This window comes from Actinoplanes sp. NPDC051411 (assembly GCF_040682075.1).
Lineage (GTDB): Bacteria > Actinomycetota > Actinomycetes > Mycobacteriales > Micromonosporaceae > Actinoplanes.
The window spans coordinates 19528-37314 of record NZ_JBFBAD010000075.1; the positions used below are offsets into that span (position 1 = coordinate 19528).

The following is a 17787-nucleotide window of genomic DNA, read 5'->3' on the forward strand; positions in this document are numbered from 1 at the left end:
GTATACGGACGCCGTTGAGGGATCAGTGACTACGGCGGTCGCCGGACGAAGCCGCGGTCGTGCCCACGGAACCGGCGGAAGGACGACGGCGTGCCCCTGCGGCGGATCCTGCGCTTAGCACCCTGGCCGGTCCGGCGGCGGATGCTCGCCGGAGCCCAGAAACGGCTGCTCCCCCGCGTGGCCCCGGAGCGCCGGCTGCGGACGGCGCGCCTGCTGGTGCCCCTGGGGGCCCGGCCCCGGCCCGGCCTGGCGGCCGACGCCACGATCATCGGAGTCCGCACGGCCGGCGGCCGGATGCCGGCCCGGCGTGCCACTCGGGTCACGCCCGCGGGGGTACGCCGCGACAACCTCGACCGGGTCGTGGCCGCCCTCGACACGGCCGGAATCGACTGGTTCCGCGTGCCGGTCGAGTCGTTGACCGGGACGGCTCTCGCCGTACGGGAAAGCGACCGTAACCGGACCGTGAGCGTGCTCGAGGCACTCAGCGCGAGCGACGCCGGGCGTCTGGAGATCGTGCTGCCGAGGCGAAGCCGGCAGCCGCGGCGGGCCCGGCGCGCCGCGAAGGTCCTCCGGGTGAGCTGGCCGGTGACCGACCGGCTCGGCAGCCTGGTGTTCGGGACCGCGTTCGGCTGCGAGATCGAGTTCTGGCGGGAGGCCGGCGGCACGCTGACCGGGCCGCGCAGCAACCCGGTCGCCGACGTCGTGGCCGCCGACGAGCCGGCGGTGTTCGCGCCGGAGCACGTCTTCGGGCCGTTCTGCGTGCCCGGGGAGACCGCCCACTACCGCACCCGCGACGTGTTCACGATGGTCAGTCCGGACCGCGTGAGCTTCCCGATCGACGTCGTCTACACCTGGGTGGACGGCAACGATCCGGCCTGGCGGGAGCGCAAGGCGCGGGCGCTGCGCGAGAACGGCTGGGTGACCGAGGTCAGCGATCAGGCGGCCAACGACTCGCGGTACGTGTCGCGGGACGAGCTGTGCTATTCGATGCGGGCGCTGCACGCCTTCGCCCCCTGGGTACGCCACGTGTTCCTGGTCACCGACGGGCAGGTGCCGGCCTGGCTGGACACCGGCCACCCGCGGATCACCGTGGTGCCGCACGAGGTGATCTTCGGCGACACCGGGCGGTTGCCGACCTTCAACTCGCAGGCCATCGAGTCGCGGCTGCACCGGATCCCGGGGCTGGCCGAGCACTTCCTCTATCTGAACGACGACGTCTTCCTGGGCCGGCCGGTGGCGCCCGAGATGTTCTTCACCCCCGGCGGGCTGACCCGGTTCTTCCCGTCGACCGCGCTGGTCGACTCGGCGCCCCGGCTGCCCAGCGACCCGCCGGCCAACTCGGCCGGGAAGAACAACCGGCGGCTCATCCAGGAGGCGTTCGGGCGGGTGCTGACCCGCAAGATGAAGCACACCCCGCACCCGTCGCGGCGCAGCGTGCTGGCCGAGATCGAGCTGCGGTTCGCCGAGCAGGTGGAGGCGACCGCGGGGCACCAGTTCCGGCATCCGGACGACATCTCGCTGCTCTCCTCGCTTCAGCAGTACTACGCGTACCTGACCGGGCGGGCCGCGCCGGGCGAGATCAAGTACATGTACACCGACCTGGCCGACCCGTCGACGCCGTTCCGGCTCAGCCGGTTGCTGCACGACCGGCATCTCGACGCGTTCTGCCTCAACGACACCGACTCCGACCCGGCGGCCGCGGCCGAGCAGGCGGCGCTGCTGGCCGACTTCCTGCCGGCGTACCTGCCGTTCCCGGCGCCGTTCGAGCTGTCGACGCCGCGGGACGGTACGACCGTGCTGGAGCCGCCGCGTACGCCCGTGCTGGCGCGGCAGGCGACGCGGCCGGCCGCCGCCGGCCCGATCCATCCGGACATCGCCCTGCCGGCTCAGCCGGCTTCGCCGTCCTCCGATTCCTCCGTCGCCTGACCACCCGTCCCGCGGCAGTCCGCGTCTTTTTGAAGGGGAAATTTCGTGACTTATGACGTTGTCATCCTGGGGCTGGGGTATGTGGGACTGCCGCTCGCCCAGCAGGCCACCCGCGCGGGACTCAAGGTTCTCGGCTTCGACGTGAACGCCGGTGTGGTCGGCGCACTCGGCGAAGGCCGGTCGCACGTGGACGACCTGAGCGACGCCGACGTGGCCGAGATGCTGGCCCACGGCTTCCACACCACCACCGACGAGCGCCTGATCGCGACCGCCCGGACCGCGGTGATCTGCGTGCCGACCCCGCTCGCCGAGGGCGACGGGCCCGACCTGCGCGCGGTGGTCGGGGCGACCGAGGCGGTCGGGCGCAACCTGCGGGCCGACATGCTGGTCGTGCTGGAATCGACGACCTACCCGGGCACCACCGACGAGGTCGTGCGGCCGCTGCTCGAGAAGCTCTCCGGGCTGACCGCGGGCATCGACTTCCACCTCGCCTTCTCCCCCGAGCGGATCGACCCGGGCAACGAGAAGTTCGGGGCCCGCAACACGCCCAAGGTGGTCGGCGGGTACACGCCGGACTGCACCGACCGGGTGGCCGCGTTCTACGGGCGGTTCATCGAGACGGTCGTGCGGACCAAGGGCACGCGCGAGGCGGAGACGGCCAAGCTGCTCGAGAACACCTACCGGCACGTGAACATCGCGCTGGTCAACGAGATGGCGCGGTTCTGCCACGAGCTCGGCATCGACCTGTGGGACGTGATCCACGCGGCGTCGACCAAGCCGTTCGGCTTCCAGCCGTTCTATCCCGGGCCGGGCGTCGGCGGGCACTGCATCCCGATCGACCCCAACTACCTTTCGCACAACGTCCGCACCAAGCTCGGCTATCCGTTCCGCTTCGTCGAGCTGGCCCAGGAGATCAACGCGACGATGCCCGACTACGTGGCCCGGCGCGCGCAGAACCTGCTCAACGCCGACGGCCAGGCCGTGCACGGGGCGACGATTCTGCTGCTCGGGGTCACGTACAAGGCGAACATCGCCGACCAGCGGGAGTCGCCGGCGACCCCGCTCGCCCGCCTGCTGACCGCTCTCGGGGCGACGGTGCAGTATCACGACCCGCACGTGACGTCGTGGACCGTGGGCGAGGTCGAGGTGGCGCGGACCGACGACCTGGAGGGTGCCACCGCGGCGGCCGACCTCGTGATCCTCGTGCAGCACCACCGGGAGTACGACGCCGACCGTCTGGCCGGGGTGGCCAAGCGGTTCTTCGACACGCGCGGCGTGACCACCACGCACGAGGCGCACCGCCTCTGAAGGAACGTCGTCAGGGGCGCTCGGACCGCTGGCCGATGACCACCGGCCTGGGCGCCTCGGACTTCTCCTGCACCAGATAGCGCGGCCGGGCCCGGACCTCCTCGTGGATGCGGGCCAGGTATTCCCCGATCACGCCCAGTCCGAGCAGGATGAACGTGCCCAGCACGAGCAGCAGCAGGATGACGGTCGGGAAGCCGGCGACCGAGCCGCCGCGCACCCAGCGGATCAGGGTCTGAGCGCCCAGCAGCACCGCGAACGCGGCGAAGGCCAGCCCGACGAAGGTCACCAGGTGCAGCGGCGCCGAGGTGAACGAGGTGAGCCCGTTGACCGCGAGCCGGAACAGCGAGCGGAAGGTCCAGCGGGACGCGCCGCCCTCCCGGTGGTCGATGTCGACCTCGATCGTGGTGCGCCGGAACCCGATCCAGTTGCTGGTGCCCCGAAAGAACGACGAATGCTCGGGCAGCCGCAGCAGCGCGTCCAGAGCCGTACGGCTGAGCAGCCGGAAATCGGTGGCGTCGACCAGGTCGACCTGGGTCAGCCCGGTGAACGCGCGGTTGAACAGCTTGCCGCCGAGCCGCCCGATCAGGCCCTGGCCGGTGCGGTTGCGTTTGACCGCCTCGACCACCTGGAAGCCGTCCTGCCAGAGCCGCAGCATGGCCGGGATGGCCGACGGCGGGTGCTGGAGGTCGGAGTCGATGACCACGACCGCGTCGCCCTCGGCGTGCTCGAGACCGGCCAGCACGGCCGCCTCCTTGCCGAAGTTGCGGGACAACTGGATGCCGCGGACCCGCTCGTCGGCCGCCGCCCGCGTGCGGATGCGGTCCCAGGAGTCGTCGGACGAGCCGTCGTCGACGAGGACGAGCTCGAATTCCTCATCGCGGAGAACCTGGGAAAGGCGCTCCACGAAGCGGTCCACGCCCGGGCCCTCGTTGTAGATCGGCGTGACCACCGAGACGAGCGGGCTCACCGGGGTGCCTTGGCGCAGAAGCGGTGCCCGTCCAGTTGCCGAGTCGCCCGGTTCAGGCTCACGTCGATGCGCTCCAGTTCCGGCTGATCCACGCGGCCGTGATGGTTGGCGATGGAGGTCTTGACGAACAGCGCGCGCAGCTCGCACCGGCGGGCGTCACCGGCCGCCGTCGGGTCGAAGTCGGCGATCTCCTGCGCGATCCGGTCGTGCAGATAGGGGTAACTCCCGGCCGAACTCCCGTCGTGCACCGCCTTGTTGGCCGCGACCGCGATCGTCCCGGCCACCACCAGCGGCACCAGCGTCGCCGCCGCCCACGTGCGGCACCGGCCGGCGACCAGCGCCGCGACCAGGACGCCGCCGGCCGCGCCGGTCAGGCCGCTCTCGCGCCACCCCTGGCCCCAGACGCCCTGCCGGGCCAGCTCCTGCAGGTCGGAGTTGAGCGCGGACAGGACCGCGCCGAGAAGCAGGGCCGCGGCGGCGACCCCGGCGAGCCCGAACGACTGCCGCCGGTCCAAAGCGGCCAGTCGGGCCAGTTGCCGCGTCGCCCGCCAGGCCAGCAGGGCCAGGGCGAGCAGCGCGAGCGCCGGCAGGACGCCGATCAGCCGCAGGTGGGTGCCGTCGGCCGCCCGGTGCCACATCAGCGGGGGCAGCCACGCGGCGAGGCGGTTGGGCAGGGCCGCCGGGGCGCCGGGCAGGGCGACGTCGGAACCGGTGTAGCAGGCACCGTGGGCGCAGATCGAGTAGATGATCACGCGTACGGGAAGAAAGACCGGCAGAAAGCCGAGCCAGAGCAGAATGGCCGCGTTGACGCCGGGTCGTCTCCAGCCGTGACCCAGCACGACCCGCTCGCGCACCACGACCGCCACGGTCGTCAGCGGCAGGGCCAGGGCGGCCAGCTCGTTGAACGAGGCCAGCGCGGCCCCGGCCAACACGATCAGCAGGGCCAGCGGCCAGTTCAGGCGGGTGATCCGGCAGACGAACGCGGCGACGCCGAGAACCAGCGCCGCGGACAGGAAATAGAGGCCCCCGAACAGGACCGTCGTGCTGGTGCGGCCGGCCGCCACGAAACCCATGCCGACCGCGAACGGCACGGTCGCGACCAGAACCGACGGGGTGCTCGCGAAAAGGCGCCCGCGCGAGGTCACCGCCTCGGCGAAGACCACGGCGGCCAGCGTGAGCACGATCGCGGCGGCGAACGAGACCAGACGCAGAGCGATGTTGGCCGGCACGCCGAGCAGCCCGGTCAGCCCGAACGCCAGCAGATCGAGCGACCACTCGACGATCCGGCCGAGCGGGCGGAAGTTGCCGAGCCGCAGGAACTGCGGGACCGACTCGACCGCGGTGACGACCATCCGCCACGGGCGGCCGGCGTAGAGGCCACCGTTCGAATAGACGTTGAACCGGTGGTCGGCCGACGGAGTCAGGGCGACCAGTGGAATCAGCACGATCAGCGGCACCAGGACGCAGTTCCGGACGACCGCTCGCCACGGGCGCGCCACCACGACCGCCGGCGGTTGCGCCCGGGCCGGACGGGCCGGCGACGGCGGCGGAGCGGTCTCGACGGTCACGATGGACCAACGACAGCCCGGCGGGCGAAGTTGCGAGAGCACGCGTCCAAGCGCGGCCGGGGACGTTGGGCAAGCGTGCGCAACTTCGTCACCGCCGAACGGACCCCGGTCGCCGGCCTGCCGAGCCAGCGAACTCTCCCCGGCGGCCACCCGGACCGGGGAACGGGCGGCTTCCGGGCCGACATCGAAGGCCTGCGGGCCGTCGCCGTGCTGCTGGTCGTGCTCGGGCACGTCGGGGTGCGGTTGGTGCCCGGCGGCTTCGTCGGGGTCGACGTCTTCTTCGTGATCTCCGGCTTCCTCATCACGTCGCTGCTGGTGCGGGAGGCCTCCACCGGACGGCTGTCGATCGCGCGGTTCTATGCGCGGCGGGCGGTGCGGTTGTTGCCGGCGGCCGTTCTGGTACTGGTCGTCACGTTGGTGGCGGCGCGGTTCCTGTTGCCGGTGGTGCGCCTCGGATCGTTCGCGAAGGATGCGCTGTCGGCGACCGGTTATGTGGCGAACTTTCGATTCGCCTGGACCGGGACCGACTATCTGAGTGCCGATCAGTCGCCGTCGCCGTTCCAGCATTTCTGGTCGCTGGCCGTGGAGGAGCAGTTCTACCTGTTCTGGCCGTTGCTGATTCTGGCGCTGAGCCGCTGGAAGCGGATCCTGGCCGTGGTCCTCACTCTTCTGGTTCTGTCCTCGTTCGCGCTCAGCGTGACCGAGACGGCCCGGTCGGCGCCCTGGGCGTATTTCGGGCCGCACACCCGGGTTTGGGAGTTGGGTGTGGGGGCGCTGCTGGGCCTGTGGACAACCGCGAGAAAACGTCAGGGGGGTGTGGTTGACTCGGCCCCACCCAGAGGGCGGGGGTGGCTCGTGGAACACGGCCCATTACTCCTCGGCTGGACCGGCCTGGCCGCGATCCTCTTGGCCGCGATCCGATTCGACGACGCCACGGCGTACCCCGGCTGGCGCGCCGCCCTCCCGGTCGGCGGCGCGGCGCTCCTCCTGGCCGCCGACGGCGCCGGCGTCGGCCGCCTCCTGACCCTCGCCCCGATGCAGACCATCGGCCGCCTCTCCTACAGCTGGTACCTCTGGCACTGGCCGGTCCTGGTCATCGCCCCCGCCCACACCACCACGCAACGCCTCTTGGCCGCTGCCGGCGCCCTCGGCTTGGCCGCCCTCACCTACCGCTTCGTCGAGAGCCCGATCCGCCGCCTGCGCGACCGTCCGCGACAAGCTCTGACCCTCGGCGCCGGCCTGTCGGCGACCGCGGCCATCGTCGCGTGCGCCCTGGTGCTGCTCCCCCACGCGATTCCGGTCGGCGCGAAACAGCCCGACCTGCGGACAGCCCTCGCCGGGGCGGCCGATCCCGGCACCGCGCTGGCCGCTCTCATCGAGCAGAGCCGCGGCCTCGACATCCTCCCGGCCAACCTGCAACCCAGGCTCAGCCGGGCCGCCCGCGACCGCGCCGTCGTCTGGGACAACGGCTGCCACGTCGACGTACCGGTCACCGCGGCCCCGGACGGCTGCGTCTTCGGCGATCCGAACTCCACCACGACGGTCGTGCTGTTCGGCGATTCCCATGCCGCGCAATGGTTTCCGGCCCTCGACCTGATCGCCCAGCAGAACCACTGGCGGCTCGTCTCGCTGAGCAAGAGCTCGTGCTCGGCTGCCGATCTCCCGCTCTGGCACGACACGTTGAAGCGGCCCTACACCGAATGCGCGGCCTTCCACCGCTCGGCGGTCGCCCGGATCACCGCCCTCAAGCCGGCCCTCGTGGTCATCGGATCGAGCTTCAACTACCGCCCGGCCTACCCCGAGCCCGACGAGGGCAAGCAGTGGAAAACGGCCTGGGACCGCACATTCAGCGAGCTCAGCGCGACCGGCTCGAAGGTGGCGGCGATCGCCGACACCCCGTACATGAGCCAGTCGGTGCCCGAATGCCTCGGCCGGCCCGAGAATCAGAAGCACGCGACCAACTGCCGGCGCAGCCTGCATTCCGCGCTGCGCGGCCCGGTGCAACGACAGGTGTTCCTTTCGTACGCGACGAGCGGGGCGGCCAGAATCATCGACCCCATCACGTGGTTCTGCACCGACGCTTGCCCCACGGTGGTCGGCAACACCCTGGTCTACCGCGACTCCAACCACATGACCACGACGTACGCGAAAGCGCTGGCGCCGCTGCTGGCCGCCGCGCTCCCGCGCTAGGCCGTCTACCGCAACAGGTCGGCCAGGGTCGGCGGCTGGGTGCGGTCGACGATGATGGTGCGGGCCGTGTCGTGGTCGCGGTAGAGCTGGGCCAGGCGCCGGGTGAGCACGTCGTTCCACGACTCGTCCGGGCGGTGGCGGTCCCACGTCTCGCGGTCGGGCAGATATTCGAGCAGGACGCCCAGGTCGCGCAGCAGGCTGAAGGACGGGCTGTCGGTGACCACGACCGGGCGGTGGTCGGGGTTGACCAGCAGGCGCTGCCGCAACGTCAGCACGAACTCGCGCAGGCCGTCCTCGTCGAGGCCGATCAGCACGTACAGGTGGACCGGCGGCCGCTGGGCCGCGACCGGCGCCCTGGTCTTGACCGGCGGGGTGGTGCGGCGGCGGTCGCGCAGGCGGCGCAGCACCGCCCGGGCCAGCCGGGGCACCGTGTGCACCGGGTCTTTCACCAGCGAGACCAGGCCGAAGCCGAGCCGGTAGGACTCGCTGCCGAGGAGCCGGTCGGCCCGGCGCCGCTCGCGGGCGGCCTCCTTGCGGGACTCCTCGGCGTTCTGCTGCTCCTCGGCCAGCCGGCCCTCGATGGTGCGCAGGCGGCCGGCCATCGCGGCGAGTTCCCAGCGGGCCCGCTCCAGCGCGTGCCGGTTCCAGTCGACCTCGGGGATCGTCTTCTGCTTGTGCATCTCAGGCGTTTGCCCTCACCCGGGCGGTCAGCCCGCTCAGCCAGGCGGCGGCTTCGCCACCGCCGCTCCGGAACGCCAGCGCCCGGCAGCGCCGGATCAGTGCTTCCCGTACGGCCGGGCTCACCGCCTGGGCGAGTACGCGTTCCAGCTCGTCCGACGACGGGTCCTCGACGATCAGCGCCGCCCCGGCGGTCGCCGCGAACCGGGCCCGGCCGACCTGATCGTCCAGTTTGGTCTGCCGGTTGGGCAGGAACACCGTCGGCACCGCGAAGCCGATCTGCTCGTGGTACGAGTTGTAGCCGGCCGCGCTGACCGTCAGGTCGAACGCCCGCAGATAGCGGCTGACCGGATAGAGCTTGACCACCTTGGCCCCGGGCAGGGGCAGCAGCGGGCCGGTCGCGATCGCCGACTCGGCCATCACCAGCTGGAAGCCGTGGTCGACCAGGAACGTGCCGGCGCGCACAGCCGGCGACGAGATGTCGTCGATGTTTCCGGCCCCCAGCTGCAGCAGGGCCGCCGGACGCTCGTCCAGGCCGAGTTCCCGGCGCGCGGTCTCCCGGTCGAGCAGTTCCGGCTCGTCGAGGAAGGTGACCGGCCCGAACCGGTGCGCGGTCGCCCGTTCGGCCACGGTCGGGCCCTCGTCGGCGGCCTCGGCGAACTCGCCCGGCTCCAGCACGTAGTCGAAGACCTTGCCGGCCGCGATCCACTCGTCGCCGACGCCGCGCTGCCACATCGCCCGGCGCACCCAGACCCAGGTGACGCCCGGGTGGTCCTCGACCGCGGCGACGATGCCGTCGTGGGGCACGCTGTCGACCGCCACGATCTCGGGCCGGTGCAGCTCGATGAGGTGGGCCAGGCGTTCCCGCAGCAGCCGGGTCCAGCGCGGGCGGCCGGCGTCGAGCACCTTGCGGGACGGGATGTACTCGGTGAGGAAGCCTTCCCGGATCGCGACCGGGGCGGCGTACGACTGGGTGGCGATGACCGCCTCGAAGTCGCCGGGGAGCCGGCGGGCGATCGCCATCAGCCGGGAGAGGTGGCCCATGCCGGCGCCGTTGTCGCTCAGCATGAGGATCCGGTGCTTTTCGAACACCGGCCCCGGCTTCCGGCGCGGGGCCGGCACCGCGATCTTGGAACCGATGCCGAGGGCGGTCAGCCGGGTCAGGTGGGACTGGTGGCCGTAGCGGCGTTCGGCGAACTCGCGGGCCTTCCGCACGATCTCCTGATAGCGGTCGCGGTCGGCATAAAGCTCCTTCACCAGGCCGGGCGCCTCGGCGGGCGCGCAATAGAGGGCGGCGTCCTCGAAGCTCGGGCGGAAGTGCTCGCCCAGGATCACCGGCACGCCGCTGGCCATCGCCTCGAGGATCGTGCGGCCGAACGCCTCCAGCCACTCCGGGTCGTGGAAGTAGACGAAGAAGTCGATGGTGCGCAGGAACTCGTCCGGCCGCTCGGCGCCGAACCGGACGATGTCCCAGTTGCCGGGCTGCCGCCCGAGGCGCTTGACCGCGATCTCGCCGCCGCCGAGCACCCGCACCCGCAGGTCGTCGGTCTCCGGGTAGGCGGCCAGGATCTGCTCGGGGTCGCGCGGCCACTTCACCGGGTCGGCGCGGCCGTGGCGGCCGATCACCGGCACGTCGCCGACGAACGAGTCCCGGTCACGCCACCAGTGCGCCACGTCGATGATCTCGTGCCAGTCCCGGTCGGCCAGGCGGGCGTCCGGGGCGACCTCGAGCACCTGGTCGCGTACCTGGTCGCTGATCGGGGCCCACACCACGTCGTCGCCGAAGTAGCGGTGCACCCGTTCCCGGACGGCCGCGAAGTCGTAGTAGCGGTACGGGTTCTCGGCGTCTCCCGGCGGTTGGTTGATCACCATGACCGTACGGTCGGCGCGCACCCGGGGCGGGGTCAGCAGGTCCTCGGTGAAGATGCGCGGCTGCCGGATCAGCAGCAGGCGGGCGCTGACCGGCTCGTCCTCGCGGGCCAGCGTCGCCACCCCGTCGCGGATCAGGTCGCTGATGCGGGGGCTGAACGGCAGGGCCCGGGGCTGGTGCGGCGACGGCACATGCACCAGGACCGTGGACAGCGCCGCCTCGGCCTGCGCGTGCACCTCGGCGGCGATGCTCGCCGAGGTGCCGCCGGGATAGCGGAAGTCGGACAGGATCGCCACGTCGTACACGATGGTGGGCTCCTCGATCGTGGGCAGGTCCGTTCGGAACAAGTCGTGGGCAGGTCCGTTCGGAACAACGAGACCGCACCCGCTTCGCAACGGCTCCGCACCCGGCGTCCGGTAGTCAACCGGGCCGCAACCGAAGGGCCCCGCCAAGGCACCCGGGGAGGCGTCAGGCGGCCTCGCCCGGCGCCGAACTTGGTCGGTGAACCCGGCGGTAGCAGCCGGGCCGACCACCGCGGAAAGGCTCCGGAAAATATGCGTACCTCGATCATCAAGCGTCTGGCCCTGATCGCCACGATCCCCGCCACCCTGCTCAGCCTGGTCCTGGTCGCATCCCCGGCGCAGGCCGCGGACTCGCCGGCGAAGATCGCCGGCGACATCGCCTACCTGACCAACAAGCAGCGCGCGCTGCACGGGTGCAAGGCGCTCCGAAACGACGCCCGCCTGGCCGCGGCCAGCACCGGGCACTCGGCGTACATGGCGCAGACCGGCGCGTTCAGCCACACCGGCCGGGGCGGCTCGGACTTCGTCTACCGCGACAAGGTGGCGCACTACCCGCACCCGCTGGCCGAGAACATCGCCTACGGCTACCGCACCGGCGTCGATGTCGTGAAGGCGTGGCTGGCCAGCCCGCCGCACCGGGCCAACCTGCTCAACTGCAAGGCGACCACGGTCGGCGTCGGCGCGGTGTTCTCCGCTAGCGGGACGCCGTACTACACGCAGGATTTCGGCTTCTGAGCCGGTCGTAGGACAGCACGGCGTGTCTTCCGAGGGCCTCACCTTCCTGGGTGAGGCCCTCGATCGTCTCCACCCACTTGAGCAGCGCGGCCTGCTCGGCGGCCCGGTTCGCGTCGTCGAACAGGATCGTCGCCCGGTCGGCCAGCCGGCTCTCGAGCACCCGCATGGCCGGGTAGCGCGCGTCCGGGCCGGTCTTCTCCGGCGGGCCGTCGATGACGAGCAGGTCGACGTCGGTGAGGTCGGCGCAGGCGTCGACGTCGTACCAGGGGAAGGTGCGGCCGTCGAGGACGACCGGGCGCAGCGGGGCGTCGCGGACCTCGGCCACGTCGGTGAGGCCGTGCTGCTCCAGGGCCTCCCGCGTCTTCTGCGCGTAGCCGGTCTCGTGGTCGAGCGACACCAGCTTGCCGCCGGTCTGCTGCAGCACGTACGCCATCCACACTGTCGACGTCCCGCTGCCCAGCTCGAGCACCAGCCGGGGCTTGCGCGTACGCACCAGGTGCAGCAGGCCGAGCAGGTCGGTCGGGTTGAGCGCGAACCCGCCCGAGGACGGCATCGGCGCCCGCGCGGTGAAGTCCTGGAACAGCTGGAACAGCCCCTCGATCTCCCGGGTCTGCGCGCGCAGCAGGTGGTCGGTGCCGTGCGCGGCCGACTTCTGCTGGGCGGCCAGTTTGTCGGTCAGCTCGCGGTGCCGGTCGCCGGCGTTCAGCAGCAGCTCTTCGACCGCGCCGAGCACGCGCCGTTGCGTCTGCTCGAGGATCGTGCGGACGTCCTGCTGGGCCTTGCGATGCGCGGTGGCCAGGCCGGTCAGCCGGCGGGCGATCAGCAGCAGCCCGGCCAGCAGCCCGGCGAAGAACACGCCGAGCACCGTCAGCGCGGCGCCGAAGTGCCCGGTCAGCGCGGTGCCGGCGACCGCGGCACAGAGCACGGCGGCCCCGGCGACCAGCACCAGCTGACGACGGGTGAGGGTGCGCAGGCGCCCCATCAGCAACCTCCACGATCGGTCCGACACACCTCGTCAACGCCGAGGTGGAGAACCGGTTACGGACCAGGGCTGCCTAGCATGGCGATGTGAGCCGAAAGGTCGAGGAACTGAACCGGCGCCTGCTCCGGGCGCGGGACGCCATCGACCGCGCCTACGCCGAGCCGCTCGACGTCCCGGCCATCGCGGCCGTCGCCCACATCTCGCCGGCCCACTTCAGCCGCTGCTTCCGCGACGTGTTCGGGGAGACGCCTCACCGCTACCTCCAGCGGCGGCGGGTGGAGCGCTCGATGTTCCTGCTGCGCGAGACCGACCGCAGCGTCACCGACATCTGTTACGCGGTCGGTTTCTCCAGTCTCGGCTCGTTCAGCCGGACGTTCCGGGAGATCGTCGGGGAGCCGCCGTCGGCCTACCGGGCCGGCAACGGGCCGGTCGTGGTGCCGGGGTGCGTCCAGATGGCGCAGTTTCGGATAAGCGAGCAGGTCGCCGGGCGCCTAACCTGAGGTAATGATCACGAAACTGAACGTCGCCTCGATCTACGTCCTCGACAAGGACGAGGCGCTCGACTTCTACGTCGGCAAGCTCGGGCTCGAGAAGGGCAACGACGTCCGGCAGGGCGAGTACCGCTGGCTGACCGTCCGCGTCCCCGGCGCCGAGACCGAGATCCAGCTGGAGACTCCGGGCGCTCCGCTGCACGACGAGGCGACCGCGGCGCAGATCCGCGAACTGGTCTCCAAGGGCGCCCTGAACGGCCTGGTGCTCATCTGCGACGACGTGCGTGGCCTCTACGAGTCACTCCGGAAACAGGGCGTCACCGACTTCACCCAGGAGCCGGCCGACCACTTCTACGGCACCGACATGGGCCTGCGCGACCCGTTCGGCAACGCTATCCGCGTCCTCGAGCAGAAGTAGCGGAAGTAGGACAGAACCGCTGCCCGGCCCGCTGTTCGGCCGCCGTGTCGAAGGCCTGGTCGAAGCGTCGCAGCGAGAACGGCGTCGACGCGAACATCGCGAAGAACTCGTCCCGCAGCTCGCATCGGCGGGCCTGCCCGGCCGGGGTCGGGTCGAAGTCGGCCATCGCCTGGGCGAGCCGGTCGTCGAGGCGGGCCGCGGGCGTGTTCATCACGGTGTCGCGGAAGCGTTTGTTGGCTGCCGCCGACACGGTGCCGCCGAGGGCGAGCACGCCGATCAGCCCGGTCAGCAGCCACCGCTTCGGTGACATCAGGTGGGCGGCCGCCGCGATCAGCAGGGCGCCGGCCGGGGCGGTGGACGCGGTGTCCCGCCAGCCCTGGCCCCAGCGGTGAGCGGCGACGATCTGCTGCACGTCGGCGTTGAGCGCCCCGAGCGCGGCGCCGAGCACGAGCAGCGCGGCCGCGGTGACGGCCAGGCTCGCCGCTCCCCTTGCGTCCACAGGGGACAGTCGGGGAAGGTCGCGGACCGCGTGCACCGCCAGCGCGGCGAGCACCACCAGGGCCAGGATGAGTACCACACCGGCGATCCAGTGGTGATGACCCTGCACCGCGCTCTGCCACATCAGCGGCGGAAACCAGGCGGCCATCCGCTCGGGCAGGGTGGCCGCGACCGCGCCGCTCAGGTGCACGTCGGAGCCGCGATAGCAGGCGCCGGCCGCGCAGTCGCGGGCGATCACCACCCGGACGGCCACGAAGACCGGCAGGAACCCGAGCCAGAGCAGGGCGAGCAGCCTCGCGGACCCGCCCTGGGCGAGGCGGCGCCACGGTACGCCGAGCACGTACCGCCCCCGGGCCGCCGCCGCGACGGTCGCCAGCGGCAGGGCGAAGTACGCGATCTCGTTGAAGCTCGCGAGCGCCGCCCCGCCCAGCAGGAGGGGAACGATCCAGCGTCGGCGCACCGCCCGGTCCGGCGCTTTCCGGGCCACGGCCGCCGCCACCGCGAACACCAGCGCGGACGAGGTGAAGTAGAGCCCGCCGAACAGCACGACCGGACTCGACCGCCCGGCCGCCACGAACCCGGCCCCGACCGCGAACGGCAGCAGCGCGGCCACTGTGGACGGTGGGCGGCGCAAGACCGGCCCGGATGCGAGCACGCTCTCGGCCAGCACCAGCACGGCCAGGCTGAGCAGCACCGCGCCGACCATCTCGACCAGCCGGAACGCCACGTTGGCCGGAATCCCGAAGACGTCGGCCAGCACGTACGCGGCCAGATCGACCAGCTTCTCGAGCATCCGCCCCAGCGGCCGGAAGTTGCCCGCCTTCAGATAGCCGGGCAGCGAGTGGACGGTGTCGGGCACGATCCGCAGCGGGTCGTCCCGGAACAGCGCCCCGTGCCAGTAGATGTTGAACCGGTGGTCGGCGGTCGGCGCCAGCGCCACGATCGGCGACAGCACCACCAGTGGCACCGTCACGGCCCGCAGCACCGTACGCCGCCACACCGCCCCGACCTGCGGCCTCGCGACCAGAATCGGCTCGGTGCGCAGCGGAAGCGGAACGTCGACGATCGGTGCGGCCACGTTGCAGCCCAACGACCCCGCGACCACCCCGGTGACGGTCTACAGCAAGCGGGCCAGGGTCGGCGGATCGCGGGGATCGACCACCACGGCCCGGTTCGCGCCGTGGTCGCGGCACAGCTGAGCGACCCGCCCGGCCAGCAGCGACTCCCAGTCCTCGCCCGGGTCGTGCCGGGACCAGGTCTCCGGGTCGGGCACGTACTCCAGCACCACGCCCGGCACCTGCAGGCCGCGCAGCGCCGGCTGGTCGGTCACCACGACCGGGAGGTGGTCGCCGTCGACGACGATCCGCTGGCGCAGGGCCCGGACCAGGGCCTGCGAGTCGCTGCGGGACAGCCCGACCGCCACGTATAAGCGGGCCGAGGCCGGGGCCGGGTGCGCGGCCCGCCGGGTGCGCGACGGCGCGGCGGGCGGGCGCCGGCGCACCCGGCGGGCGGCCCGGCACACCAGCGCCGGCCCGTGGCGGACCGGGTCGCGGGCCAGCTCGGTCAGGAGGCGCCCGATCCGGTACGAGCGGCTGCGTCGCAGGCGCAGCACCAGGTCGTGCGTACGGTCCCGGTCCCGGACCGCCGCGTCGCGTTCGTCCTCGACGCAGCGCAACCGCCCGGTGAGCGTGGCCACCTGCCATCGAGCGACCGCGAGATCATCGGTGTCCAGCAAGGTCGGCCTCCCGTTCTTCCGATCGTCCGCGGCAGTGTCCGGCCAGCCAGAGAGCCGCGTCGGCGGCGCCGTTGCCGAACGCCAGCTCCGTGCACCGCCGCCGCAGCGCCGCCCGCACCGAAGGCTCGGTCAGGCGGTCCAGGGCGGCGGCCAGTTCGTCGTCGTCGGTGGCGCACAGGGAAACCCCGGCCGCATCGGCGAACCGGGCCCGGGCCAGCTCGTCGTCGTGCGCCGCGGCCGAGGGGACGAAGACCGTCGGCACCCGCGCCCCGATCAGCTCGTGGAACGACGCGTAGTCGGCCCGCGCGACGGCCAGGGTCGCGTCGCTCAGATCGGTGGTCGGCCGGAACCCGGGCAGCGACACCTCCAGACCCCGGCACAGGATCGTGTGCGCGTCCCGGGACCGGCGCGGCAGGCGCGACGGCAGGTTGGTGATCGGCGCGACCGTCGCCACCCCGGCCCGGCTGGTCGTGGTCCAGCCCTCGTCGCCGCCGGCCGCGAACTCGCCCGGCTCGAGGATGCCGTGGAACGAGGGCCCGCGCGCCGCCCAGCCGGATCCGGTGCCCCGCTTCCACATCGCCGGGCGCAGCCAGAGCCAGCGGGTGGCCGGGCAGTCGTCGAGCGCGGCCATGATGCCGTCGTGCGGCAGGCCACCGACCAGCACCGCGCGCGGGCCGTACAACGAGACCAGGTGCCGCAGGCGGTCCCGCACGAACGCGGTCCACCGGGCCGCCGGCACGCCCAGATCGGCCGCCGACGGGAGGTATTCGGTCAGCAGGCCGGCCTCGTGCGCGTCCGGCAGGCACGCCGATCCGGCCACGACGACCGGTTCCAGTTCGGGCGGCAGGTGGGCGGCGATCGCCCGGAACCGGTCCACGTCGTCGCCGACGAACAGCACCCGGCGGGGCTGCCGCGCGACGAGCGGGGCCGGCGGAACCAGGGGCCGCCGCCGGGCCACCACTCCGAGCGAGGCCAGGCGGGCCACATGGGACGCGCTGCCGTAGCGCTGGGTCACGAACGAACGGGCCCGGGCGACCAGGGCCTCGTACGCCGGCCGGTCCGCGTGCAGGCGGCGGACCAGATCCCGGACGCCCGCCGGGTCGGTGTAGAGCGCCGCCTCCCCGAACATGGCCCGGAAGTGCGGCGCCACGATGACCGGCACCCCGCTGGCCATCGCCTCGAGGATGGTCCGCCCGAACGCCTCGACCCAGTCCGGGTCGTGGAAGTAGACGAAGAAGTCGAGCGAGCCGAGGAACTCCTGCGGGGTCTCGGCCCCGAACTCGACGACGTCCCACGACGACGGGCGACGGCCCAGCCGGCGTACGCCGATCTCGCCGCCGCCGAGAAAGCGGACCTTGAGTTCCGTGGTGTCCGGGTAAGCCTGCAGCAGCTCACTCGGATCCCGCGGCCATTTCACCGGGTCGGGGCGCCCGTGGCGGCCGATGACCGGCGGCGAGCCGGGCGTGCGGCGCCGGTCGACCGCCCAGGCGGCGACGTCGATGATCTCGTGCCAGTCGGTGTCCGGCAGCGTCGTGCGCGGGGCCACCCGCAGCACGTTCTCCCGCACCTGGGGGCTGATCGGCGCCCAGACCACGTCAGGGCCGAAATACTTCTCGACCCGCTCCCGCACCGACGAGAACACGTAGTACCGCTCGTCGCCGGTCTCGTCGCCCGGCGGCTGGTTGAGCACGACGATCGTGTGCCCGGCGCGGATCGACGGGACGCGGGCCAGATCCTCGGTGAAGATGCGCGGCTGCCGGATCAGCAGGACCGCCGCGGTGATCTCCTCGTCGTCGTGGGCCAGGTCGGCCAGCCCGTCGCGCAGGCAGGCGACGATCTCGGCCTGGAACGGGCGGGCGTGCCGCAGGTGCGGGGACGGCACGTGGATCAGCACGGTGGTCAGACCGGCCGCGGCCTGGGCGCGGACCTCCGCGACGATGCTCGCCGAGTTGCCGCCCGGATATCGCAGGTCGGACAGGATGGCGACGTCGTAGGAGGTCATGGTCGGTCAAACGAGAGGAACCAAGGGGGCGATACGGACAATTCACCCGAGCGCTTGCCTCGTTGAACTCTCCGAGCATCAGTTCCGAGCGAGAGGCCGACCAACGTCCATGAGCGA

General features: G+C 72.2%; 14 protein-coding genes. 6 read left to right on the plus strand and 8 right to left on the minus strand.

Annotated features, from left to right (window positions below; translation table 11 throughout):
- The first annotated feature begins 90 nt into the window (after positions 1–90).
- Entirely contained in the window at positions 91–1926 is a 1836-nt protein-coding gene (locus AB0M88_RS33830; RefSeq protein WP_364109689.1) for a stealth family protein, read from the plus strand.
- 45 nt (positions 1927–1971) lie between these two features.
- Positions 1972–3234, plus strand: a complete 1263-nt coding sequence (locus tag AB0M88_RS33835; protein WP_364109692.1) for a nucleotide sugar dehydrogenase — start codon at positions 1972–1974, stop codon at positions 3232–3234.
- A gap of 10 nt (positions 3235–3244) precedes the next feature.
- Here AB0M88_RS33835 and AB0M88_RS33840 read toward each other — a convergent pair whose 3' ends face one another.
- Positions 3245–4201: a glycosyltransferase family 2 protein gene (locus AB0M88_RS33840; RefSeq protein ID WP_364109694.1), complete on the minus strand. Its 957-nt coding sequence runs from the start codon at positions 4199–4201 to the stop codon at positions 3245–3247.
- Positions 4198–5769 carry a hypothetical protein gene (locus tag AB0M88_RS33845; RefSeq protein WP_364109696.1) on the minus strand — a complete coding sequence of 524 codons (1572 nt, stop codon included), beginning with the start codon at positions 5767–5769 and terminating at the stop codon, positions 4198–4200. Before AB0M88_RS33845 ends, AB0M88_RS33840 begins: the two co-directional genes overlap by 4 nt.
- A 75-nt stretch (positions 5770–5844) precedes the next feature.
- Between AB0M88_RS33845 and AB0M88_RS33850 the strand changes: the two genes are divergently transcribed.
- Positions 5845–7959, plus strand: coding sequence for an acyltransferase family protein (locus AB0M88_RS33850; protein WP_364109698.1), 2115 nt, complete (start codon positions 5845–5847; stop codon positions 7957–7959).
- 5 nt (positions 7960–7964) lie between these two features.
- On the opposite strand, the gene AB0M88_RS33855 is transcribed toward AB0M88_RS33850, so the two are convergent.
- Complete coding sequence (locus AB0M88_RS33855) at positions 7965–8639, minus strand: hypothetical protein (protein ID WP_364109700.1); 675 nt, start codon at positions 8637–8639, stop codon at positions 7965–7967.
- Between the two features lies 1 nt (position 8640).
- Complete coding sequence (locus tag AB0M88_RS33860) at positions 8641–10854, minus strand: glycosyltransferase (RefSeq protein ID WP_364109702.1); 2214 nt, start codon at positions 10852–10854, stop codon at positions 8641–8643.
- Positions 10855–11061: 207 nt separating this feature from the next.
- Here AB0M88_RS33860 and AB0M88_RS33865 point away from each other — a divergent pair, with 207 nt between their 5' ends.
- Entirely contained in the window at positions 11062–11544 is a 483-nt protein-coding gene (locus AB0M88_RS33865; RefSeq protein WP_364109704.1) for a CAP domain-containing protein, read from the plus strand.
- Here AB0M88_RS33865 and AB0M88_RS33870 read toward each other — a convergent pair.
- Positions 11504–12526, minus strand: coding sequence for a class I SAM-dependent methyltransferase (locus AB0M88_RS33870; protein ID WP_364109706.1), 1023 nt, complete (start codon positions 12524–12526; stop codon positions 11504–11506). The two genes, AB0M88_RS33865 and AB0M88_RS33870, sit on opposite strands and share 41 nt — an antisense overlap.
- Positions 12527–12612: 86 nt before the next feature.
- On the opposite strand from AB0M88_RS33870, the gene AB0M88_RS33875 reads away from it, so the two are divergent.
- Together AB0M88_RS33875 and AB0M88_RS33880 are read left to right on the plus strand one after the other, a co-directional pair.
- Positions 12613–13026, plus strand: coding sequence for an AraC family transcriptional regulator (locus AB0M88_RS33875; protein WP_364109708.1), 414 nt, complete (start codon positions 12613–12615; stop codon positions 13024–13026).
- A 4-nt stretch (positions 13027–13030) separates the two neighbouring features.
- The gene (locus tag AB0M88_RS33880; RefSeq protein WP_364109710.1) at positions 13031–13435 is read left to right on the plus strand and encodes a VOC family protein; all 405 of its coding nucleotides are present in this window, start codon (positions 13031–13033) and stop codon (positions 13433–13435) included.
- Here AB0M88_RS33880 and AB0M88_RS33885 read toward each other — a convergent pair.
- From AB0M88_RS33885 to AB0M88_RS33895, 3 genes are read right to left on the minus strand one after another with little or no spacing between them, the layout of a single operon-like run.
- Positions 13410–15038, minus strand: a complete 1629-nt coding sequence (locus tag AB0M88_RS33885; RefSeq protein WP_364109712.1) for a hypothetical protein — start codon at positions 15036–15038, stop codon at positions 13410–13412. The two genes, AB0M88_RS33880 and AB0M88_RS33885, sit on opposite strands and share 26 nt — an antisense overlap.
- Positions 15039–15050: 12 nt before the next feature.
- Positions 15051–15668 (minus strand): hypothetical protein, encoded by a 618-nt coding sequence (locus AB0M88_RS33890; protein WP_364109714.1) that lies wholly within the window; start codon positions 15666–15668, stop codon positions 15051–15053.
- Complete coding sequence (locus tag AB0M88_RS33895) at positions 15652–17670, minus strand: glycosyltransferase (protein ID WP_364109716.1); 2019 nt, start codon at positions 17668–17670, stop codon at positions 15652–15654. The genes AB0M88_RS33890 and AB0M88_RS33895 overlap by 17 nt, the downstream gene beginning before the upstream one ends.
- Positions 17671–17787: the final 117 nt, after the last annotated feature.